Source organism: Candidatus Liberibacter asiaticus (genome assembly GCF_000590865.3).
Taxonomy (GTDB): Bacteria; Pseudomonadota; Alphaproteobacteria; order Rhizobiales; family Rhizobiaceae; genus Liberibacter; species Liberibacter asiaticus.
On the sequence record NZ_CP010804.2, the window covers coordinates 365,467 to 388,391 of the forward strand.

The window sequence follows — 22,925 nt, forward strand, 5'->3', positions numbered from 1 at the left end:
CAAGATACAAAAAATGGTATGCGAGGAATTGATAATACTGATTTAAGCAATAAAGTCACCTCATAAGATAGTGAACTAAGGTATATCATCCAAACGTTCAATGTCAGCGATTCACATAATAAGAACAAGGTGCATTATAACAATCTCCCTCCTTAAAAAAGAAGGAAAACCCTGATGAAAGAATATTTTTCAACATCTGATCCTATAATCAGTAGTTTGCTGGATACAGATTTTTATAAAATTCTTATGTTACAATTAATTTGGAAATTCTACCCAGATATTAAAGTTACTTTTTCGCTATTTAATCGTCAAACACAATTACATTTATCAGATAAAATAGACGAGTCCGAGTTACGCACCCAACTAGATCATGTCCGCTCCTTACGAATCACTGAAAAAGAAAGGAAATGGCTTGTCGAGAATAGTTTCTATGGGAAAAAGCAACTTTTTGAACCGAAATTTCTATCATGGCTTTCTGATTTTCAGCTACCAGAATATGATCTTTCACATAAAAAAGGACAGTATGTCCTTAATTTTCATGGATTATGGAAAGATGTAACCTTATGGGAAATTCCTTCCTTGATCATAATAAGCACACTTTATTCTCGCATCACTGTTCGTTCAATGAATCCTTTTTCTGTAGATCTACTGTACGCCCAAGCAAAAAAAAAACTCTGGTCCAAGATTATCAAATTAAAAAATTTCTCTGGATTAAAAATAGTGGATTTTGGAACACGTCGCCGACACTCTCTCACATGGCAGAAATGGTGCATCGAAGCTTTACAAGAAGGCATTAAAGATTCATTTCTTGGCACTTCTAATGCCCTTCTTGCAATGAATTATAAAATCAACGCCATTGGAACTAGTGCACATGAATTGCCTATGGTAGCAGCTGCAATCACACGCACAGACATAGAAACTCAAAATGCCCCTTATCAAATGATGCAACAGTGGAATAGATTGTACGATGACAATCTACTTATAGTATTACCCGACTCTTTTGGAACTGATTTTTTCTTAGAACACGCCCCTTCCTGGATGACTCAATGGAAAGGGTTTCGTCATGATAGCGCATCTCCTATTGAAGGGGGAGAAAAAATCATTGCTTGGTGGAAAAAAATGAATTGCAACCCACAAAATAAATTCTTGGTTTTCTCAGATAATCTTGATGTTGATTCAATCATCTATACTTATAAACACTTCGAAAATCGCGTACAAATGATCTTTGGATGGGGGACAAACCTCACAAACGATTTTGATGGTTGCACACCTTATCAGAATCTACAAACAGAAAAATTGCAAATTGTATGCAAAGTAACTAAGGCCAACGACAAACATGCCGTTAAACTATCGGATGATCCAGCTAAAACGACAGGAGATATCTCCGAAATCAAGCGCTATCTAAAAATATTTAAAATAAAAAAATCATAAATAATTTCTGCCAAATAATTCGCCATCTTTATAGCAAAGCATTAATAAAACAGAAAAAAATATATTCATTGCCTATTTAAAACTACCCATTCACCGGCATAAGCGAGAAAAAACCGCAAAATAGGAGTATATTTTTTAACTCAAGGCCTCTATCTAGATAACGTCATTTCCATTTTCATGGCGGACAGAGAGGGATTCGAACCCTCGATACGCTTTAACGTATACACGCGTTCCAGGCGTGCGCCTTAGACCACTCGGCCATCTGTCCTATTAGAAAGACCCTGAATCACTGAGCCATCCAACCTTTTAGTCCACAAGGAATCCTTCTAATAAAAAACAAATCTATCCCTGATTATCATTGGAATCGCCAGCATCATTCCCACGATTCTTAAGAGCCATACCCAGTATATCACCTAGCGATGCTCCTGAATCTGAAGAACCAAATTGTGCAACAGCACCTTTCTCTTCTGCTATTTCCAAAGCTTTGATAGACAAAGAAACTTTTCCATCCTTCTTAGAGACATTGACAACGCAAGCGTCTACTATTTGCCCTTTGGAAAAACGTCCAGGATCCTGATCTACACGATCACGCGATAAATCAGAACGACGTATAAAGGAATTAATACCCTTGTGATCAATAAGAGAAACTTCTATACCACCTTCACTAACAGAAATTACTTCACACGATACGACATCATTCTTCCGCAAGCTACTCACAGAATCGACAACGTCCGGAGCAGAGCCACTGAGCTGTTTCACCCCTAAAGATATACGCTCTTTTCCAACGTCAATATCTAGAACAACCGCTTTAACGATATCTCCTTTAGCATACTCTGCAATCACCTTTTCCCCTGGACGATTCCAATCAAGATCAGAAAGGTGTATCATCCCATCTAAATGTTCGTCTAGACCAATAAATAATCCAAAATCAGTCTTGTTTTTAACTTCACCCTCAACCTCCGTACCAGGCGGATGACTTTTGGAAAACTCTTCCCAAGGATTAATAAGGGCTTGCTTTAACCCGAGAGAGATGCGCTTTCTAGCAGGATTAACTTCCAAAATAACAACCTCAACTTGCTGCCCAACGGAAAGAATCTTGCTAGGATGAATGTTCTTCTTCGTCCAAGATATTTGAGAAATATGAGCTAATCCCTCAATACCAGATTGCAATTCGACAAACACTCCATAATCTGTAAGGTTTGTAACAACACCCGAAACCTTACTCCCTTCAACATACTTATCCTGAACATCATCCCAAGGATTTTTTTCTAATTGTTTCATCCCCAGAGATATTCGATGTGTTTCCTGATTAATCCGTATAATCTTTACTTTAACTTGCTGTCCTATACTTAAAACTTTTGAAGGATGAAGAATACGATGCCATGCTATATCAGTAACATGTAACAAACCATCAACGCCAGACAAATCCACAAATACGCCATAATCCGTAATATTCTTGACAGTACCTTCGATAACCTGCCCCTCTTCAAGCTTCTGGACTATCTCAGAACGCTGTTCGGCGCGTGATTCCTCTAGGACTGCACGTCGGGAAACAACGATATTCCCACGTCTTTTATCCATCTTCAAAATCTCAAAAAGCTGAGGTTCATGCATGAGAGGAGTAACATCTCTAACTGGGCGAATATCTATCTGCGAACGCGGCAAAAAAGCCACTTCTCCATTAAGATCAACAGTCATTCCACCTTTAACTTGGTTAAATATCACACCTTCGATTCTCTCTCCAGCCCGAAATTTGGCTTCTATTTTTTCCCATACCCCTTCACGCAATGCTTTATCTCGAGAGAAAACAGCCTCTCCTAAAGAATTCTCTGTGCGTTCAACATACACTTCAACTTCATCGCCAACCTTGATAGGAGTATACTGCCCTTTCCCCATGAACTCCCTTCGAGGAATACGCCCCTCAAATTTGAGCCCTACATCAACAACTACAGTATCCTTCTCTAGGCCTACAACGATACCCTTAGTTACACAATTCTCAGCAAGATCCTTCTTAGTAAAGCTCTCCTCAAGAAGGGTAGCAAAATCCTCGCGGGACGGATTGGTAAAAGACATCAACACTCCTGATAAGCAACAAACAAAAAATCCTATTACTTCATCTGTCCCAATAATCTGAGATCAACGAAACAATCTGAAATCAACGAACGTAACAAAAACCTAAAATCACACAAAAAAAGAAAGCAGGCAAGAACTTTTAACTGTTGTCAAGCTTTGTGTCAATAAGTCCTTTTGCAACTTTACACATAGTACCTATATCCATCTCCGATGTATCAAAAAAATAAGCATCCTTATCTCGTACAAGTGGGCAATAACTCCGATTTCTATCTTGATTATCACGATTTCGTAAATCTTCAAGAATCTTAACGTAATCAACTTTTTCTCCACGAGAAACCATTTCATTATAACGCCTCCGCGCTCGTATATCCAAAGAAGCTGTTACGTAAAATTTTATCCTAGCATCTGGAAAAATGATTGTCCCTATATCTCTCCCATCAAGAATCACACCCAGTTTATTTTGAGCAAAAGACCGTTGAATATCAATTAGCGCATCACGAACAGAATCTATTGAAGCAACCTGTGATGCCACATTAGCAATGGCATTTGAAGAAAGTTGTGCCTTATCTAGATTAGACAATACGATATTTTGCGCTATTTTTATTGCCATTTTTTCATCATCTAATGATATACCAGCATCTAAAATATTTTTAGCAACAGCTCGATAAATCAGCCCCGTATCAAGATAATGAAATCCATATTCAAGCGCAATAAAACGAGATAATACTCCTTTGCCAGCCGCCGCAGTGCCATCAATAGCAATAATAATACTCTGTGATTCTAATCTACCCATTCAATCCTAGCGCCTAAAGTCTTCATTAAGTTTATAAAATCTGGAAAAATAGTAGAGATCATAGTATAATCGTCAACAACAACCGAATATTCCGATGCAAGCCCCATAACAAGAAAGCTCATTGCTACACGATAACCAAACTTTGATTGCACCATATGCCCTGTACTACATCCCAATCCCTTACCTCCAGGGACTCCTTTAATCATGAGATAATCCCCCTCTCTTTCATATTGAATATTATTAATATTGAAGCATTCGATAATCCCAGAGAATTGCTTGGATGTCATTACCTCTGCCAGCCCCTTTATAATCGTTTCTCCTTCGGCAAAAGCAGAAATCACCAATAAAATAGGATATTCATCTACTATAGATCGTAAACGATTATCGGATATCGTAATCCCTTTGATCTTGGAAAAACGGACTCGAATGTCAGCAATATTTTCACCACTCTCAATGCGAGAATTTGAGAGAGTAATATCCGCTCCCATTTCTCGCAAGATGTCAATTATTCCAACTCGCAATGGATTAGTTAACACATTTAAAAGCTTTATATCAGATCCAGGAATCAATAAAGCAGCGGCTAATGGGAAAAAAGCAATAGAAGAATCTCCTGGTATTTTTAAATTACATCCTGAAATCCTTTTTCTTCCTTCTATTCGAACTGAATAATCTTCAATGGTATCGGACTTGATTAATAAATCGACTCCAAATTCTTTGAGGATAATTTCCATATGATCTTGTGTCTTTACAGGCTCTATAACTTCGGTAATGCCGGGAGTATTGAGTCCTGCTAATAAAACAACCGATTTCGATTGCACTGAATCCATAGGAGATTTATATACAATTGGATTTGGTGTTCTTGGACCATGCAAAACCAATGGAAGACGCTTATCTTCAGGAAGTTTTACCTGAACTCCCATCTGATATAAAGGGGCTAAGAGAGATTCGATTGTCGGCTGTAAAATTTCTGCCCTTCCCTTAAAAAAAGTTTGAAAATCATATACGCCGACAACTCCCATCATGAGTCCATATCCCATATCGAAGCCTTTAAAATCTAATGGATATTCTGGGGATAACAAACATCCATTGCCTACACCTTGGACAATCCATTCTCTGTCTTTTTTAGTAAAACGTGCTCCTAAATAATGCATCATTCTCATTGTATTGAGCACATCATCGCTTTCCAACACCCCCCTTATCTGCGTCTCTCCTGCAGCAATGCCCCCTAATATGATAGAAAAATGTGAAAGAGACCTATCTCCTGGAATGCAAATAGTTCCCTGAAGACCACATGAATAAGATGATTGAATCGTACTTTTTTTACAAACAAATGACATGAAGGGCAAAAATTTCCACTTAACTAAGCTCTGAATTAGAGAAAAACACGCTACCTCTCGAATTACAATATTGCAAATAAAAATGTATTATTACAAACACATGCTCTCTTGCTTTTTTATAATCCTTATAATAAAGTTCCATCCTTGTTATAGATGGCGTAGATTGCGCTAATTCACCTAACATGAGGACTTTACATTTTGGCAAAACCAGAGCTTGGAACTAAAAGAACTTGCCCAGATACGGGTAAAAGGTTTTATGATTTAAACAAACAAGTGATTGTATCTCCTTACACACAAAATTCTTGGCCTCTCGCATACTTTGAAGCCCCCACCTCTCCTGAAAAAGAAAAAGAAATTTGTAGTCTCGAAGAAGAGACGGAGGTTAAGCCTTTCGTGAAGCACACATCAGAAGAAGAAGAAGAAAGCCCTATATCCAAGGAAGAAGATGATACTAGCCTTGATATGGAATATGTTCAAGAAATGGATCTTGATGACGACGACGATTTCCTCGAACAGAATGATACCGATACCGACACCGATGTAGTTGACATGGATATTAGTATCCCTGATGATGCAGACGAAAACTGACGATTGTAAAGGATAAAATATAGGCAATTAACGATTTAGCCATGATTAAGTTTCCTAGCCCTTATGCGCTAAGAAATTCTAATTTGGTCAAATTCGTTGCAGGTCAGGGGCTATAGCTCAGTTGGTAGAGCGCTTGCATGGCATGCAAGAGGTCAGCGGTTCGATTCCGCTTAGCTCCACCACTAAGCAGGCAATGTGTGCCACTATTACTATATAATTCTAGTAGCTATCCATGTGCGTTATTAAACGCTCTCGAAAATGCGCGCAAGAATTGACAATACCTCTCTGAGATTAAAAACTTCTTTAATAAGTTTGCGTAGTACATCGCAAGCATGCATTTATGCTATTTAGTATGCGGCGAGGCTTTATGCTCAAAAAACCGACTTCATATCGTTGCAATTCAGATACAGATCGTATATCCGTAAACGACACGTGGTAAGTCCTGTGTAAAAAGTGTTTTTGCGTTGAGTTAGTTGGAACTTTAGCTTATGAAGTCCTCGTTCTTAGGAGGAAGAATCGCAAATTTATTGGGAGAAGCAATACATACTTTCTGTATCCATCCTAATAATATAGAGGATTTATTGTAGAATAAGTGCTTTATTGATCGGAATGTGATATCGCAACTCTAAAGATTAAAAAAGGAAATTTAGGATAGAGCGTTTTGTCATGAAAAATAGAAAATCTAGCTATACTTACGAGGAGATTCTTCGCTGTGGAGAAGGAGAAATGTTTGGAGAAGGCAATGCGCAACTTCCTAAACCTCCCATGCTAATGTTCCACCGTATAACACAAATTTCTGAAACTGGAGGCAATTATAACCAAGGGGTGGTACGTGCTGAAATGGACATTACCCCTAACTTGTGGTTCTTCGATTGCCATTTTAAAAACGATCCTGTGATGCCCGGATGTCTTGGATTAGACGCCCTATGGCAACTTACAGGTTTTTTTCTCGGATGGTTGGGAGAACTGGGGAAAGGAAGAGCCGTATCCGTTTCTAACATAAAATTTAGGGGTATGGTAACACCTGATTGTAAACTCGTTGAATATGGAATAGACTTTAAAAAGATATTGCGGGGTCGAGTAGTTCTTGGGGCTGCTGATGGATGGGTAAAAGTCAATGGAAAAGAAATATATCAAGCAAACGATTTACGCGTTTGCCTTACTATAGACCGTGGAGTGACTTAGTGCAAAACGTAGTTATTGCAAATAAAAGGAAGAGACTTTTATTATGAGACGGGTAGCTGTTACAGGAATGGGGATTGTGTCTTCCATAGGGAATAATGTTTCTGAGGTGGCGATTTCGTTGCGAGAAGCAAGATCTGGCATTACATTCTCAGAAGATTTTGCGAAATTTGGCTTTCGTTGCCAAGTATGGGGGAAACCCCTTCTTAATGCAGCAGAGTTGATTGACCGAAAAGCCATGCGTTTTCTATCACAGGGAGGAACGTGGGGGCATCTCGCTATGCAAGAAGCGATTACCGATTCCCGCCTGCAACCGTGTGAAATAACTCATGAAAGGACAGGGTTAATTGCTGGATCAGGTGGGCCTTCTACGAAATGCATTGTTAGTGCCGCTGATCTTACTCGCGAACATTGTAGTACTCGGCGTATAGGTCCATTTGCAGTACCTAAAGCAATGTCATCTACGGCATCTGCCACTTTGTCAACTTGGTTTAAAATACGCGGAACTAGCTATTCAATTTCTTCAGCTTGCGCTACTTCTGCCCATTGCATCGGGAATGCTGCAGAATTAATTCAATCTGGGAAACAAGATATAATGTTTGCAGGGGGACAAGAAGATCTTGATTGGACGATGTCTAATCTTTTTGATGCAATGGGCGCCATGTCGTCACATTTCAATCACGATCCTTGTTCTGCCTCTAGACCATATGATTCTAGACGCGATGGATTTGTAATATCTGGCGGAGCAGCAGTCATTGTTCTGGAGGAAATGGAACGAGCTAAAGCACGTGGTGCAAAAATTTATGCTGAATTAACTGGGTATGGCAGTACGTGTGATGGCGACGATATGGTGTCTCCTTCTGGAGAAGGAGCTATACGTTGCATGCGTCAGGCTTTAAGCTCAGTGGAAGAGCCCGTCGATTATATTAATACTCATGGAACAGCAACTCCTAAAGGAGATAAAAAGGAAGTAGAGGCTATTAGAGAGGTATTTAAAGGTAATATTCCATATATCCAATCAACGAAGTCTCTAACTGGACATTCGTTAGGCGCTGCAGGAGCTCAAGAGGCAATCTATTGTTTAATAATGATGCAAGAGAGGTTTATCGGAGAAAGTAAAAATATTGAGGAAATCGATCCTGAATTTAAAGGAATCCCAATAGTTCGAAAACGCATTGATAATGCAAAAATTGATACGGTTCTGTCCAATTCTTTTGGATTCGGTGGAACAAATGCAACTCTTGTCTTTCGCCGATATAAAGGATGATAGGATGATCAATATCCTAAAAGGAAAACGTGGTTTAATTATGGGGGTTGCGAATGATCATTCCATAGCATGGGGGATAGCCAAGGTATTACATTCTGCAGGAGCGCAACTCGCCTTTTCTTACCAAGGGGAATCAATCGGCAAAAGATTAAAACCTCTGGCATTAACGGTAGATTCTGATTTTATGATTCCTTGTAACGTGGAAGATCCATCATCCATGGATTTACTATTTGAACGAATTAAAGAGCGTTGGGAAACCTTAGATTTCGTCGTCCACTCCATAGCTTTTTCTGATAAAAATGAATTGAGAGGACCTTACTACAATACTAGCCGTGATAATTTTATCCAGACTATGTTAGTATCTTGTTTTTCTTTTACTGAAATCGTGAGGCGTGCAGCACAATTAATGCCCCATGGAGGTGCTATGATTACACTTACCTATGGTGGTTCTATGAGAGTAGTTCCTAATTATAATGCTATGGCACCTGCTAAATCAGCTCTTGAATCTTCCACTAAATATTTAGCATGCGATTATGGGGGTATGAACATACGCATTAATGCTATTTCTGCTGGACCTGTTCGCACTTTAGCTGGTGCCAGTATTTCAAATGGGCGTGATATCGCTGCTTGGAGCAAAGAAAACTCTCCTCTTAAACGCACCGTATCACTCGAAGATATAGGAAACTCTGCTCTTTATTTACTCTCTTATCTCTCTAATGGTGTGACTGGGGAAATTCATTACGTAGATTGTGGATATAATATTGTTGCTATGCCTTCATATAATAAGAACAAGGTAATCGAGAATTAAACTAAAATTGTATTTTATTGAAAGTATATCAATGTAATTGCATTTATATTGGTGTCTCTAATTTTAATTGAAAAAGAACCATAGTCCTATCGTGTTTTTAACGATGTTCTGTTAACTTATCGCAATGTAGCCTTTGTTCTTTTGGATGGAAAATCAACTGTAGTTACTCCGAATAAAAATCTTGTATCATATTATTTTTTTTCTAACCACATCGACTTCGTTTTTATAAAACGCATTCTATGTAATCTTCGAAATAACATTTTGTAATAATCAGAATAAATCGTCACTACAAATATCAATCATTGAGGTATTTAAGACAGGTAATCAGGGTATTCACTCTTAAAAAGGTAATGATCTCAAAAATATTATATAAATTAACTAGTTTTTAACTACGTTTGAGGGATGATCATTAGTATTAAGCCTGTTGCGATTATCATCGAATATTAAAGAGTAAACAAGACACGATGAGTGGATTAACACCCTTAAAAGATCATTCTAGTTGTGCGGTATCTAAAAAATCAGAATTAGAGAACCCTTCTGGTATGACAGACATTCATCGTATTAAAAATTGGATCCAAAAAGTTATAGGGGAAGAGAAAAACAAGCCTTTAAGTCAAGAACAAAAAGAAAAAATAAAGATTTTGTGGTCCTCGTTAAGAAAAATTGCCGGTAGCAATGAAGAAGTGAGTGATCCCAACTTGAATTCCCCTATCCAGAGAGAAGATGATTGCAATGTAGTAAGGACAAATGATGATACTAAGCAAATATTTAATCTTTTGAGAAAAAAGCTTTCCAATCCTCATCTGCAACAACATATTGAAAGCAAAACAGAACAAAACGGAGGTATAGATCCTAACCTACAATCAGAATCCCTCCCTACCATCCCTGGTACTGCAATACGAGAAGATGATGATATAGACATTTTTCATTCTGATATGGCTAAGCTATCAAAAAGTATAACTGAATTATGCCGTATTATATCTATTCCAGGGATAAAAAAATCTCATTCCCAACTTGAAAAAATACTTTCCAAAATGGAAAATATTGCAAAAGAGTGTTCTCTACAGAGTGTAGAAAATAATTGGAAAGGTGCTCTACAACACTTTAAAAAATTGGATTTCAAAAATCTTCACGAAAAAATTAATACTCTCTCCTGCCAAATGAATGTTATGCAGTGCACTTTTGATAAAAACAACAATGGATTCGCAGCATCCGGTATTGATGAAAAGCTGGTATCTATTGTAAATAGTACTCATAATCTTTTATCGTTACTGAAGCTTTTGAATGAAAAAATATCAACAAAAGGTGTATTATCATTCGATACCAAACTATCGGAAATCAAAACTGCTGTCGAAAAAAATAGAAAATATGCCCAGTCTTATACCCAAAAATTTGTTGAAAAATTCGAAAAACACTTAGAAAGTATTGGCGCGCAAGTTCAGGATATACACAGCGACGTTAGAGAGCAGCAAAAACCTGCGAAACCAAGATTAGACCTCATTGAAAAAATCGGTGAACGTCTTGGCAATTTGGAATCCCATGTTGCAAATATCATGCTAAAGTTGGAGGAAAGGCAAAATACTTCAGAAGATCCCGCCATTTTACGTAATTTAGAAAATCAACTTCTTAATATCAAAGATCTTGTAACAAACGATTTGAAAGATAATAGGACACTTCGGGAACCTGATCAGCATGTTTTTGGTCTAGAGGATTATATCGTTAAAACTGCCCATAAAACAGCTAGATCGATGTTGAATTCAATCAATAAAAGTCAAGATATAGAACGAATCTTACAAAAAAATATGCATGAATATTGTAAAGAAATACAGAAAGTACATGCAGAACAAACAATCAAAAACTTCACTACACTTTATGACATGCTTGTGAAAATTTTCCAAAAATTAGGAACTCTCACAGAAGAAGGACGCAGATTACCTTACTCTACCTCTAATGATTTGTCTCCAAACCATCAGGCGTCGCACAAATATTCCGAACTCTTCAAAAATCTCTGTAGTGATAATACTCCATCAGTAAATCAAACCAGAGTTGAATCGAACACATATAATGAACAATATCCAATATTATCTTCCAACAACTCTTTAGATCAACATAATCACCCGCACGACATCTCAGAAACACAAGGCGATTCGGTTTATGATCAAAAAAAACGAGAAAAAGAGTTCAATAGTCCTCATGACATACAACATATGTTGGAGAGAGTATCCCTAATACAGCAGGGAATTTTAGAAGACGATAACACAATTCCTACTTATATCTCTGCTGTAAGACGAACAACATCGACATCAACTATGCGGAGTAATGATCTCAAAGAAAAAAATATAGGGAAGAAAATATGGAATTTCACTAAGTATATCACCTCTAACCGGTGGGTTACATCTATCATGTTAGTAGCAACGTTACTAGTTTCTTCATTTTTATTATCCCCTGCTTTATTGGTTAGGGAAACATTTTTCTTTAAAAGTTAAATCACACATTACCTTTTCAACACTCTATTTAAAAAGAATTGTTTATCCAGATCATTCTTTCTCTTCTTTTTATTCTAGATATATTCCTTCCAAAAATGTTCGCAAGTTCGATGCATTCCTACAACAGGCTACTTAGTAACTAGGTGTTGTGTTACATACTTCTAAAGCCTTCTAAAGCATGTATTAATTCACTAGTAGTAGGAACATGATCCATGGGAGGGCCTAAGATTGCAAGAGTCGGCGTGCTACTAAATATTTTTTTTGCTACTCCTACAATATCTTCACAGGTGATAGCCGATATTGTATCGATTATTTTTTCGCTACACAAAATACTACCACAAAACATTACTTGTTTAGAAATTTCCAAAGCACGTAAATAAGACCGTTCTTGACTTTTTATCAACTTTGCGTGGATTTTAGCACATTCCTTATCTATTTCTCTTTGTTCTATATTTTCCAACAAGGACTGTACCACTTCAACAATAGAAGATGTCAACGCCATAATGTTTTCTTTTGCTGTAGCGGAAGCAATGTAAAGAACACCATTATCAGAAAAATTTTCATGATGGGCTGATATCGAATAGCATAGTCCACGTTTTTCTCTAACCTCTTGAAAAAGCCTTGAAGACATTCCATCTCCAAGAATAGATGCTAATATATTTGTTAGATAGAAATCACGCGACTGATATGCACATCCATTAAATCCTAACATCATATGTTCTTCTGCAAGATCTCTTTTTTGAATATATTCCCCACCAACATATACTGCTGGCTTCATACTTTCTTTTATTTTTGCCACTGAACACACATTAAAATAACTCTCAACCTGAGACACACAGAATTCATGATCAACTGCCCCTACACATACTACGTACATACGATCTGCTGTATAATTACGGGATACAAAGGAAATTATTTTCTCTGGTGTGAAAGATGAAATAGTCTCTGGTTTCCCTAAAATTGGTCTTCCTATAATTTGATCTTTCCAAACCATTTCCGAAAAACGGGCATCAAGAAAATCCCATGAATCATCTTCAGACATACCAATTTCTTCCAACACGACATTTCTCTCGCGCTCTATATCAGATGGATTAAAGGAAGAATTACTTAACATATCACCTATAATCTCAAGAGCTAAGGGAACATGCTCTTTTAAAACCCAAGCATGGTAAGAAGTATGTTCAAGTGACGTATAAGCATTGATATCTCCGCCTACTTTTTCAATCTCTTCTACAATTTCTTTTGCAGTACGTTTAGTTGTTCCCTTAAATAACATATGCTCAAGGAAATGAGCCATGCCATGTTCTTCTTGCCTTTCATTACGAGAACCAGCACGTATATTTACTTTTACGAACGCACTGTCAATTGGCATTACCTCGGTTATAACGGTAATACCAGAAGAAGTTTTGCTAATTCTAAGGTTCAATTTTACTCTCCATATTTCTTTTTTTTATGAATTTTTTAATTTCATCTATATTCTTATTCATCACTTTACAATTCTCAGGTCTTCGCATCATCTGTTCCAACGATATAGGACAATCTGGAACTATACCTGAAGCCGCTTTGACAGTATCTGGGAATTTTGAAGGATGCGCCGTAGCAAGCGTTACCATTGGTGTTGAAGAACTCTTCCTGCATGCTAATGCAGCATGAATACCAACAGCGGTATGCGGATCAACGAGATAATTAGACTTTTCTAAAACAGACTTAATAACAGAATTTACATCTTCCATAGAAGCCCTTTTAGCAGAAAAGGACAAAGACATTTTCTGCAAATGCTCAGAATCAATTCGAAAGTACTTTTTGTTTTCAAGGGAATAAAATGCTTCTTTTACAAGAAGAGAATTCCTTCCACTAATTTCAAATAATAGTCTTTCAAAATTAGAAGGTATTTGTATGTCCATTGCAGGTGATGTAGTTTCCATTACTATTTCTGGCCTATACATACCCATATCAAACATACGCACAAGTGTGTCATTTTCATTAGTCGCTATAATCAACTTCTCAATAGGGAGTCCCATCATTTTTGCCATATATCCTGCAAAAATGTCACCAAAATTACCGGTTGGAACGCTAAAAGAAATATTACGATTTGGACTACCTAGAGCAATAGAAGAAACAAAATAATAAACAATTTGCGCCATAATACGCGCCCAATTTATGGAATTAATGCCTGATAGATTGACTGAATGGCAGAAAAAAACATCTGAAAATAAATTTTTAACTATTTTTTGACAATCATCAAAACTACTTTGAACAGCTATAACGTTAATATTAGATGCTTCAGAAGTCGTCATTTGCTTTTGCTGAACAACAGAAATTCTGCCTTCTGGAAAAAGAATATACATATTTATTCTTTTCTTACCTGCAAATGCTTTGATAGCAGCGGCACCTGTATCCCCAGAAGTTGCGCCTACTATTGTTATATAATGATCTCTTTCTTCTAAAATATGATCCATCAATTCTGCTATGAATTGCATTGCTATATCTTTAAATGACAAAGTTGGACCATGAAATAGTTCTAACAGGAACTCATTCGCATTTAATTGGATCAGCGGTGTAACCGCTGCATTTCGAAAACAATGATATGACCTGTTCACTATATCCCGAAGTTTACTAGACTTGATCTCTTGTCCAATAAAAAGACGAAAAATAAATAGCGCAATTTCCTGATAACTTAAACCCCGCAGATCCTTGATCTCTTTCTCAGACAAACGAGGAATATATTTTGGGATATACAACCCCCCATCTGTCGCTAATCCAGAAAGAATCGTATCACAAAAACCAAGACTTAAGTCAACATTACGGGTGGATATATATTTCATAAAATACTAAAAAACCATATTTGCCCAAAAAAAGTATCACTAAAACGAAAAAATAATTTTCTTCGGCTAACGTATACGAAAAAGTAGCTCAATTCGACGTAATACCGGTATCAAAAAAGTATTTCAATATAGTTACCGTTACTTTACCATACTGCACAAATAAATTTCCTGTCCATAGTATCATGACCTGCTTGAAGAAAAAAACTCTACTATCATTAAGATATTTTCTATACGTGAATAGTATTCTATATCGAACAATTTTTGATATTTTCGCATATAATTTAACAAAAACAGTTTAGCTTAATACTTTATCAACTAACTTCGGTAACCATATTATCATGGTTTAAAAGCGTTAACACAAAAATAAAGTATTCTTTCATGAGCCAAAAGAACTCTCTTGCTATTAATGAAAATCAAAATTCCATTTTTGAATGGAAAGACAAAATAATCAAAGGAAATAGCATATCGGTTTTGGAAAAATTGCCTGCTAAATCCGTTGATCTCATTTTTGCAGATCCTCCCTATAATCTCCAATTAAATGGGCAATTATATCGACCTGATCATTCTTTAGTTGATGCTGTAACTGATTCGTGGGATAAATTTTCTTCTTTTGAAGCTTATGATGCTTTTACGCGTGCATGGCTTTTAGCCTGTCGACGTGTTCTCAAACCCAATGGAACATTATGGGTCATAGGTTCATACCATAATATTTTTCGGATAGGAACCATGTTACAGAATCTAAATTTCTGGATATTGAACGATATTGTATGGAGAAAATCCAATCCAATGCCAAATTTCAGAGGTCGTCGATTCCAAAATGCACATGAAACTCTTATTTGGGCATCTCCCTCTCCAAAAGCAAAAGGTTATACTTTTAACTACGACGCTTTAAAAGCAGCCAATGAAGATGTGCAAATGCGTTCTGACTGGCTTATCCCCATTTGTTCTGGATCGGAACGTTTACGTAATAAAGATGGTGAAAAATTGCATCCTACCCAAAAGCCTGAAGCCCTCTTATCGCGTATTCTTGTCTCTTCTACCAAACCTGGAGACATAATCTTGGATCCTTTTTTTGGATCTGGGACCAGTGGCGCTGTCGCAAAGAAACTTAGAAGATCCTTTATAGGAATAGAAATGAAACAAGATTATATTGATATTGCGACTAAACGAATCGCATCCGTTCAGCCTTTGGGCAATATTGAACTGACTGTCCTAACGGGAAAGAGAACGGAACCACGTGTTGCTTTTAATCTTCTCGTAGAAAGAGGACTAATACAGCCAGGACAAATCTTGACCAATGCTCAAGGAAATATCAGTGCAACTGTATGCGCCGATGGCACTTTGATCTCTGGTACAGAATTAGGCTCTATTCATCGTGTTGGTGCCAAAGTAAGTGGTTCGGAAACTTGTAACGGATGGAATTTTTGGTATTTTGAAAAGTTAGGGGAATTACATTCCATTAATACATTGCGTATTTTAGTCCGCAAAGAGTTATACAACTGTTGAAGCACCAATGATAGTTGATGGTGATAAATAAATATCACCATTCTCCTTATGTTTTTTAAATTCCCCAAGTATATCAACTCAAATATTCTCGTATCCATATAATAAAAAAAACATATCACTACCTTCAGATAATAATTTTTCAGAATTTTATTGGGACTACAATTATCAATAATGTAGAAAATTTTTCCATTATTAGTACTCACACGGAAAAAATAAGCTCAAAATTGCCTAAAAAAGGATTAAAAGTGTTACACAAGCGTCGCAAAGCATTAAGATATGGTTTTTTCGCTGATTTTTTTCTGCTACATTCCTGCTGATAAAAGGGTGGAAAATTATAGCCTTACGTTATCGCAATCGCTGTGGCGAAATTGATATCATTGCACATCGTAATAATCTTGTTATTTTCGTAGAAGTCAAAGCAAGAAAAAATATTCAAGATGCCATTTTTTCTGTCTCGCATAATAGCCGCAGACGCATTCGTTCTGCTAGCGCGATTTGGCTTGCACAGCAGACTAATGTCCAATTACTGTCATATCGATATGATATCATTTTAGTAATCCCATGGCGATTACCACAATATTTTCCTCACGCTTTCTAATCCTTGATGATATGGTTCATTTATAAATGAATATTTTTAGACTTTATTGCGATTGACTTATAGAATACTTTTTAAAGGTACAAATATATTCTTTATCCATATTGGATCAAGAAATACATTACAATCCATCATAGGTAATAATACAGTAGCCGGAGGAGTAATAATAATGAATGATGATTCAATCAATCTAGACGATCTATCTCATCTACCTTTTGAAGAAGCAGTATCGGAACTTGAAAATATCATCGCAAAACTTGAACGTGGGGATGTAACCTTAGATGAATCCATCTCTATTTATGAACGGGGTGAAGCTCTAAAATCGCATTGTGAATTCTTGCTTTGTTCTGCGGAAAAGAGAATTGAGCAAATAAAATTAAACCGTGACAATAAAATACAGAGCGTTAAACCTTTCGATGAGAAAAATTAAAAATAAGGCATATCACTTTTTAATATGAGAACTATACAAAAAAATTATCAATAGCTTCTGCTTAGGTATTTTTAACGAGAGGGAATCTCTCTTTTAATAATTTCAATATAGAATTAAATCCCAGAGGTGAAGCAACATGAGAATCTTGGATATAATCACATCCCATCCTAGTAAGCTCTTTGATATCAATCTCTCCATAAATATCCTTGGCAATTATCGTCGTCTCTATATTTTTTGCCATTGGAATGATCGAACGTAATATAGCAATACGCTTTTCTGTAGAACCAGTCATTAAAGATCCATTAAATTTTACCGTATCAAACGGAATATATCCGAGATATGACAATAATGAGCATTTCGTTCCAAAATCATCAAGAGTTAAACTAATTCCTATTTTTCGCAGCCTACCAAGTAACAACCGACTCCTTTCGGGGTTACCCATCACAACAGATTCAGAAAATGACAACTTAATCCTACTAGGAGAATACAGTGTCTTAGAAATCAAAGCCTGCATACCTTCACATAATTCATTGTCTAAAAGATCTTTACTAGCGATATTAATCAATATAAAAATCGGTGGCATATTTGCTTGATCACGCCAACTTATAATATCCCTAGCAATCCGTTCTAACATAAACAAATTTATCGCTTTGATCATACATAGCTCTTCGGCAATCAACATAAATTCAGAAGAAGATATATTACCCCATTTAGGATGATCCCACTGTATAAGCGCTTCAAGCCCTACAATTTCCTCATCCATTAAACGTATTATAGGATGATATACGAGATACAGCTCAGAATTTTCCACTGCAAGACACAAGTCTTCTTTTATCATCACTCTATCACTGCGAAAAGAAGAAACTCGAAATGACTCCACATGATTTCCTCCTCTATGCTTAGCATGATACATAGCTAATTCAGCATTTTTAAGCATCTCACTTGACGTAATCTTAGAGCTTGTCCAACTTGCAAAACCAATTGACGCAGTAACCGTAATTTCGCGTTCCAAAAGATTAATAGGCATGGCTATGGACTTTCTCATAGCTATCGCAAAATCCGCTATTTTTAAGGAATTATTTTCAGATATAAGAATAATACCAAACCGATTACCAGAGAGACGTGCAAGTATATCCGGAAATTTTAACAATTCACCAATTCTCCTAGTCAAAGACACTAGGACATCGTCTCCAACCGCAATACCTAATACATCATTAATCTTCTTATATTTATCAATATCGATAACCATAACAGTAGGACGTAGGTTATCATCTGTTGCCGACAAATCAAGAATTGTTGTAAGACGATCTAGAAAGGATTGTCGATTCGGTATTCCTGTCAGATTATCTTGAAATGCATTACATAAAATACCTTCTAGAGACTTTTTCTGTTCGGTTATATCATTTGCAATTCCAATATAGCGTAAAATATCGCCATTGGAATTTGACATAGGCCGAATCCGAATAATCATCCAATGAAATTGATTGTCTGCTGCACGTACTCTAAATTCATACTGTAATCTTCCCCGTCGATATCCTACGAAACTATCCAGTATAGTGCGAAAATTATCTCGATCATTGATATGTATATATGGCAACCAATTGCGTATCGGTCCATGCATAGAACCAGAAGCCAAACCTAATATAGTAGCAATATCTGGAGTAGTTGTTACCCTATCACGAACTATATCCCAATCCCATACAATATCTCCTGATCCCAATACTGCTAAAGACTGACGCTCTCCATCTGAAAAAATACCCTGAGAAAAATATCCTGTTGCCAATACGTGCTGAATCACCGTAAAACCTATCAGTATAACGATTAATACTAAGCCACCAACAAGAGCTGGTTGTATAATATCGTTATCTAATCGCTTGGTTATAGCCATCCATAGCCCAATAAACCATATAAAAATTAGAATCCAAGCTGGAATCAATAAAACAGCACGTTCGTACCCTTTCATTCCATGATAAATAATAAAGTATGTGTAATACAAAACGATGCTGGCAAGAGTAATACGAGCAATACTTGCTGTTACCATGGGATAATAAAAAGACATACAAAATAATATTGCTATGCAAGCAATCCCACTAAACGTAATATATCCTACTTTAGCGTGCCATCTATTCCAATGTAGATACATAAAAAGAAAAATAATTAAAGAAGAAGATAATGCTATTTCAGAGCAAGCTCGCCAAATTAACAGTTCCCCTGATGGCAGATTAACAAGTTTAGAAAGAAAACCAAAGTCAATACTAATATATCCAAGAACAACCCATGCCATTGCAAAAGTGGGGATAAGCATAGAACTTCTGTTAACCATATAAAAAATAGTTAAAAAAATTGCTAACAGACTCGCAACGCCAATTATGATTCCTCGATATAATGTAAAAGAATTGACTGTATCTTTATAAAAATTTGGTTCCCAAAGATAGATTTGAGGCAAATTTGGAGTACTTATCTCCATAATAAAAGTCACAACAGCCCCTGGATTAATAGTGATGCGAAATACATCCGAATCAGAATTAGGTATACGATCCAAAGAAAACCCTTCTGAAGGTGTAACGGAAATAATACGACGAGATCCAAGATCTGGGGAAAAAAAATGCGACCCTACAAGACGATAATGAGGGACAACAATCAAACGCTCAAGTTGACTATCAGATGTGTTGGCCAACGCAAAAACAGCCCAATCCCCTCGGTGCCGAATACTTGATGCACTAACTTCAATACGCCTACTGATACCATCTATATCTGCTGCCGTGAATACTTGAAAATCTTCCCCCTGATTAACATAAATTCTCGTTATAGACGTTAAATCTAAGACCCTGTCACTAGAAGAAATATTAATCGGCTCAATAGCAAAAGATGGTGATACCATCCACAAAAGAAATAGCACTAAAATCAAAAATGCTTTTTCAAAATGACTTCTCAAAGAATTGCTTAACAGCACAATACTACCCCGTGTGTCTATAAAACAATAGACTTGTATTTGATCTCAGATAGCATACCTTAGAGAGAAAATAGAGGAATGCCCTCTAATTCTATTTACATTTTTCCCAATAAATTTGCTACAAATTCGGTAGTATTTTTCGATAATATCCACTGCCTAATATAACCCTGCAATTATAAGTGTAAAAGGAATAAACAATTGACAATACTTACTTCCTACATCGCAATAGTGTCCTCCATACACATTCTTATCTAAATGGAGGACATCTTTGGAATATAATATATATACTACCAAATCTATATCCACGCGCGATAGATCTATAGGCAGAAGAATACGTTAAATACAATTTATAGAACCATCTAGAACGGAAAAGAAACAATACTCCTTTCACACAATATCCACGATTTCTTTCAAGAGCTTCAAATACCAACTAACCTGTGATAACTTTCATTATCAATGTTTCAGAAATTTAAAATGCAGGAGTAAATCAACTTTAAACACCCGTGGTGCCCAGAGCCGGATTTGAACCGGCGACACATGGATTTTCAGTCCATTGCTCTACCAAGCTGAGCTATCTGGGCATTAACACAAAGACACCACCATCTTGAGAAACAAAAACATATCGTATTTACAATATATCCTTGACTTCTTCCTCAGATTTTTCATCCTCCACTGCTGCGATTACATACTCACCATGAAGCCAACGCGAAAGATCAATCGAACGACACTGTGTAGAGCAAAAAGGATAAAACTCAACCATAGATCCCTTTCTACATTCAGGACAAATAGATTTTAATGACCTAAAATCTGATGTTTGCAAGTTTTATTATCCTCTTCAGACTACAATTGCAATACACAACCTAAACAATCCGATAAATCCTGTCGGTAATAGCATGTTTTATCCAAGATACACAATACCCCACACAAGCATTTTAAACAGGAAGCCTACCTAATAGCACGCAAATAAAATGATCACTTGAAACGATAAGTAATACGAGCTCTCGTCATATCATATGGATTCATTGCTACTTTTACTTTATCCCCAAGTGATATGCGAATTCTATGCTTACGCATACGACCTGCAGTGTAAGCAATAACTACCGCATTATCAAGATACGAAATAGGATCAACACCATCGTTCCCAGATTCAGAACCAGACTCTGAAAAATTGGATTTTACTTTAGAATCCAATTTGCAATCAGCGGAAGAATCATCATCATTTGTAATTAACTTCACTCGGAAATTAGCATTCGGCAATAACTCAGATACAATACCAGAAAATTCAAGGGTTTCTTCTTTAGGCATATTAGATAAGACATCCTATAATCAATAAATATTGATAGCTTTTACGCCATAAAAATATAACATAACATAACAACGAAAATGCTAAACATGATTCGAGTATTTCTTCTAGAAGACTACTTGTCAATCCTTAATTTTATTACCATAGGAGAAAATCTCCCTCATCATTCTGTCTTCAAAAAATAAGGGGGAGATCGACTTTCCCCCACCACATAAAATTAATGTACAAACTAATAATTTTTTACACTGAATCCAATCCTCAGACAGTTATTTTTAGATCAAGGAATACTCAACATAGCAAAAACCACTCATTATATTACAATAATTTTTATCAATGAATGCTACGCATACCCTCCATGGACATCATATTGTTATTAAGATGATACATCACCCACATCGACCCAACAAAACAAATAGCCACCATGATAATCGTGAAAATCATTGCCATAATACTCCATCCATCTTCAACCTTGGTACTCATGTGCAAGAAAAACACTAAATGAACTATTATTTGCGCAATAGCACATAGGACAATTGTTAAACACATTATATTTTTATCTAGGAAGAAACCTTTCATAACTATTCCAAAGGGAATAATGGTTAAAATCAAAGATAATATGAAACCAACTAAACATTGTTTTTTTGTCCCATAAGAATGCATATTCATATTGTGAATGTTGTCATATTTCATCCTTATCTTCCTTCTATCAAAAAGATCACACGACACCCATAAGGTATACAAAAGAAAAAACACATATCCAAATCAAATCCAAGAAATGCCAAAACATAGATAAACAGATCAAACGACGCTGATTACCAGAAATAAGACCTTTCTTTAAAATCTGAATAACTAGAACAAAAAGCCAAATAAGACCAAAAAATACATGCAAGCCATGCAGACCCACCAAAGCAAAAAAAGATGATAGAAATGCAGAACGCTGAGGTACCGCCTCCATAGAAATCAAATGTGCAAATTCATAAATCTCCATTATGATGAAAATCATTCCAAAAAACGCCGTAACCAACAACCAACTAACTGTTTTATGAATCAGCCTTTTAGTAGCTGAAGCTAACATTGCAAAACTACAAGATAGCGATGATAACAACAAAACAATGGTCGAAACAAAGATTCCGCTAATATCAAAAACATCTATCGGCGCTGGACCTGCAGCATAATTTTTCCCCAGAACAGCATACGTTACAAAAAAAACGGCAAACATCAAACAATCACTCATCAGATAAATCCAGAAACCCAGATACGTACCATCATGATCAACGCAACTTTCTTTTTTATCTTTTACGTAAAAAAGAGAGAAATTTGGTGATTTCCCAATTTTTTGTCTGCTCAT

19 protein-coding genes, 3 tRNA genes and 1 pseudogene are annotated in these 22,925 nt (G+C 36.4%); 10 read left to right on the plus strand and 13 right to left on the minus strand.

Annotated elements, in window-relative coordinates:
* The first annotated feature begins 174 nt into the window (after positions 1-174).
* Positions 175-1,431: a nicotinate phosphoribosyltransferase gene (gene pncB, locus CD16_RS01640; RefSeq protein ID WP_012778674.1), complete on the plus strand. Its 1,257-nt coding sequence runs from the start codon at positions 175-177 to the stop codon at positions 1,429-1,431.
* A 178-nt stretch (positions 1,432-1,609) separates the two neighbouring features.
* Here the strand turns inward: pncB and CD16_RS01645 are convergent.
* From CD16_RS01645 to CD16_RS01660, 4 genes are all read right to left on the minus strand, one after another.
* Positions 1,610-1,699: transfer RNA gene (locus CD16_RS01645), tRNA-Ser, on the minus strand.
* 74 nt (positions 1,700-1,773) lie between these two features.
* Positions 1,774-3,504, minus strand: a complete 1,731-nt coding sequence (rpsA, locus tag CD16_RS01650; protein ID WP_040055288.1) for a 30S ribosomal protein S1 — start codon at positions 3,502-3,504, stop codon at positions 1,774-1,776.
* Positions 3,505-3,643: 139 nt separating this feature from the next.
* A complete protein-coding gene (cmk, locus tag CD16_RS01655; protein ID WP_012778676.1) occupies positions 3,644-4,297 on the minus strand; it encodes a (d)CMP kinase in 654 nt (217 codons plus the stop codon).
* On the minus strand, positions 4,285-5,634 hold the full coding sequence (locus CD16_RS01660; protein ID WP_012778677.1) for a 3-phosphoshikimate 1-carboxyvinyltransferase: 1,350 nt from the start codon (positions 5,632-5,634) through the stop codon (positions 4,285-4,287). The genes cmk and CD16_RS01660 overlap by 13 nt, the downstream gene beginning before the upstream one ends.
* A 198-nt stretch (positions 5,635-5,832) precedes the next feature.
* On the opposite strand from CD16_RS01660, the gene CD16_RS01665 reads away from it, so the two are divergent.
* The 6 genes from CD16_RS01665 (at position 5,833) to CD16_RS01690 (ending at position 11,965) form a co-directional block, all read left to right on the plus strand.
* Positions 5,833-6,222, plus strand: a complete 390-nt coding sequence (locus CD16_RS01665; protein WP_012778678.1) for a TIGR02300 family protein — start codon at positions 5,833-5,835, stop codon at positions 6,220-6,222.
* A gap of 106 nt (positions 6,223-6,328) precedes the next feature.
* Positions 6,329-6,404: transfer RNA gene (locus tag CD16_RS01670), tRNA-Ala, on the plus strand.
* Positions 6,405-6,888: 484 nt separating this feature from the next.
* Positions 6,889-7,407 (plus strand): bifunctional 3-hydroxydecanoyl-ACP dehydratase/trans-2-decenoyl-ACP isomerase, encoded by a 519-nt coding sequence (fabA, locus tag CD16_RS01675; RefSeq protein ID WP_012778679.1) that lies wholly within the window; start codon positions 6,889-6,891, stop codon positions 7,405-7,407.
* Between the two features lie 43 nt (positions 7,408-7,450).
* Positions 7,451-8,671 (plus strand): beta-ketoacyl-ACP synthase I, encoded by a 1,221-nt coding sequence (fabB, locus tag CD16_RS01680; protein ID WP_012778680.1) that lies wholly within the window; start codon positions 7,451-7,453, stop codon positions 8,669-8,671.
* Positions 8,672-8,675: 4 nt separating this feature from the next.
* Positions 8,676-9,479, plus strand: coding sequence for an SDR family oxidoreductase (locus CD16_RS01685; RefSeq protein ID WP_012778681.1), 804 nt, complete (start codon positions 8,676-8,678; stop codon positions 9,477-9,479).
* A 464-nt stretch (positions 9,480-9,943) separates the two neighbouring features.
* Positions 9,944-11,965 (plus strand): hypothetical protein, encoded by a 2,022-nt coding sequence (locus tag CD16_RS01690; protein ID WP_040055289.1) that lies wholly within the window; start codon positions 9,944-9,946, stop codon positions 11,963-11,965.
* Positions 11,966-12,116: 151 nt separating this feature from the next.
* Here CD16_RS01690 and CD16_RS01695 read toward each other — a convergent pair whose 3' ends face one another.
* A complete protein-coding gene (locus CD16_RS01695; protein WP_012778683.1) occupies positions 12,117-13,391 on the minus strand; it encodes a M16 family metallopeptidase in 1,275 nt (424 codons plus the stop codon).
* The gene (gene thrC / locus CD16_RS01700; RefSeq protein ID WP_012778684.1) at positions 13,381-14,790 is read right to left on the minus strand and encodes a threonine synthase; all 1,410 of its coding nucleotides are present in this window, start codon (positions 14,788-14,790) and stop codon (positions 13,381-13,383) included. Before thrC ends, CD16_RS01695 begins: the two co-directional genes overlap by 11 nt.
* 378 nt (positions 14,791-15,168) lie before the next feature.
* Between thrC and CD16_RS01705 the strand changes: the two genes are divergently transcribed.
* The 3 genes from CD16_RS01705 (at position 15,169) to CD16_RS01715 (ending at position 17,321) form a co-directional block, all read left to right on the plus strand.
* Positions 15,169-16,296: a site-specific DNA-methyltransferase gene (locus CD16_RS01705; protein WP_012778685.1), complete on the plus strand. Its 1,128-nt coding sequence runs from the start codon at positions 15,169-15,171 to the stop codon at positions 16,294-16,296.
* 334 nt (positions 16,297-16,630) lie between these two features.
* Complete coding sequence (locus tag CD16_RS01710; RefSeq protein ID WP_329608410.1) at positions 16,631-16,894, plus strand: YraN family protein; 264 nt, start codon at positions 16,631-16,633, stop codon at positions 16,892-16,894.
* 166 nt (positions 16,895-17,060) lie between these two features.
* Positions 17,061-17,321 (plus strand): exodeoxyribonuclease VII small subunit, encoded by a 261-nt coding sequence (locus CD16_RS01715; RefSeq protein ID WP_012778686.1) that lies wholly within the window; start codon positions 17,061-17,063, stop codon positions 17,319-17,321.
* 61 nt (positions 17,322-17,382) lie between these two features.
* Here CD16_RS01715 and CD16_RS01720 read toward each other — a convergent pair whose 3' ends face one another.
* The 7 genes and pseudogenes from CD16_RS01720 to cyoC all read right to left on the minus strand — a co-directional run bounded on the left by CD16_RS01720 (position 17,383) and on the right by cyoC (position 22,925).
* Entirely contained in the window at positions 17,383-20,202 is a 2,820-nt protein-coding gene (locus CD16_RS01720; protein WP_244894241.1) for an EAL domain-containing protein, read from the minus strand.
* A gap of 576 nt (positions 20,203-20,778) precedes the next feature.
* Positions 20,779-20,855: transfer RNA gene (locus tag CD16_RS01725), tRNA-Phe, on the minus strand.
* A gap of 47 nt (positions 20,856-20,902) precedes the next feature.
* Positions 20,903-21,034 (minus strand): DNA gyrase inhibitor YacG, encoded by a 132-nt coding sequence (gene yacG / locus CD16_RS01730; protein ID WP_420895847.1) that lies wholly within the window; start codon positions 21,032-21,034, stop codon positions 20,903-20,905.
* A gap of 212 nt (positions 21,035-21,246) precedes the next feature.
* Positions 21,247-21,510 carry a S1 domain-containing protein gene (locus CD16_RS01735; protein WP_236301225.1) on the minus strand — a complete coding sequence of 88 codons (264 nt, stop codon included), beginning with the start codon at positions 21,508-21,510 and terminating at the stop codon, positions 21,247-21,249.
* Positions 21,484-21,579, minus strand: a pseudogene (locus CD16_RS05770) (translation initiation factor IF-1); the annotation flags it as partial. The pseudogene CD16_RS05770 and the gene CD16_RS01735, both read right to left, overlap by 27 nt.
* 328 nt (positions 21,580-21,907) lie before the next feature.
* Positions 21,908-22,267 carry a cytochrome o ubiquinol oxidase subunit IV gene (cyoD, locus tag CD16_RS01740; protein ID WP_012778690.1) on the minus strand — a complete coding sequence of 120 codons (360 nt, stop codon included), beginning with the start codon at positions 22,265-22,267 and terminating at the stop codon, positions 21,908-21,910.
* Positions 22,268-22,292: 25 nt separating this feature from the next.
* Complete coding sequence (cyoC, locus tag CD16_RS01745; protein ID WP_012778691.1) at positions 22,293-22,925, minus strand: cytochrome o ubiquinol oxidase subunit III; 633 nt, start codon at positions 22,923-22,925, stop codon at positions 22,293-22,295.

Bases quoted from the DNA above. Each gene is read 5' to 3' on its own strand.
- cyoC (WP_012778691.1), bottom strand. From the start codon at position 22,925: ATGAGCAGACAAAAAATTGGGAAATCACCAAATTTCTCTCTTTTTTAC.
- pncB (WP_012778674.1), top strand. From the start codon at position 175: ATGAAAGAATATTTTTCAACATCTGATCCTATAATCAGTAGTTTGCTG.
- CD16_RS01685 (WP_012778681.1), top strand. From the start codon at position 8,676: ATGATCAATATCCTAAAAGGAAAACGTGGTTTAATTATGGGGGTTGCG.
- yacG (WP_420895847.1), bottom strand. From the start codon at position 21,034: ATGGTTGAGTTTTATCCTTTTTGCTCTACACAGTGTCGTTCGATTGAT.
- thrC (WP_012778684.1), bottom strand. From the start codon at position 14,790: ATGAAATATATATCCACCCGTAATGTTGACTTAAGTCTTGGTTTTTGT.
- rpsA (WP_040055288.1), bottom strand. From the start codon at position 3,504: ATGTCTTTTACCAATCCGTCCCGCGAGGATTTTGCTACCCTTCTTGAG.
- fabB (WP_012778680.1), top strand. From the start codon at position 7,451: ATGAGACGGGTAGCTGTTACAGGAATGGGGATTGTGTCTTCCATAGGG.
- cmk (WP_012778676.1), bottom strand. From the start codon at position 4,297: ATGGGTAGATTAGAATCACAGAGTATTATTATTGCTATTGATGGCACT.
- CD16_RS01715 (WP_012778686.1), top strand. From the start codon at position 17,061: ATGAATGATGATTCAATCAATCTAGACGATCTATCTCATCTACCTTTT.
- CD16_RS01705 (WP_012778685.1), top strand. From the start codon at position 15,169: ATGAGCCAAAAGAACTCTCTTGCTATTAATGAAAATCAAAATTCCATT.
- CD16_RS01660 (WP_012778677.1), bottom strand. From the start codon at position 5,634: ATGTCATTTGTTTGTAAAAAAAGTACGATTCAATCATCTTATTCATGT.
- cyoD (WP_012778690.1), bottom strand. From the start codon at position 22,267: ATGAAATATGACAACATTCACAATATGAATATGCATTCTTATGGGACA.
- fabA (WP_012778679.1), top strand. From the start codon at position 6,889: ATGAAAAATAGAAAATCTAGCTATACTTACGAGGAGATTCTTCGCTGT.
- CD16_RS01690 (WP_040055289.1), top strand. From the start codon at position 9,944: ATGAGTGGATTAACACCCTTAAAAGATCATTCTAGTTGTGCGGTATCT.
- CD16_RS01720 (WP_244894241.1), bottom strand. From the start codon at position 20,202: ATGGTATCACCATCTTTTGCTATTGAGCCGATTAATATTTCTTCTAGT.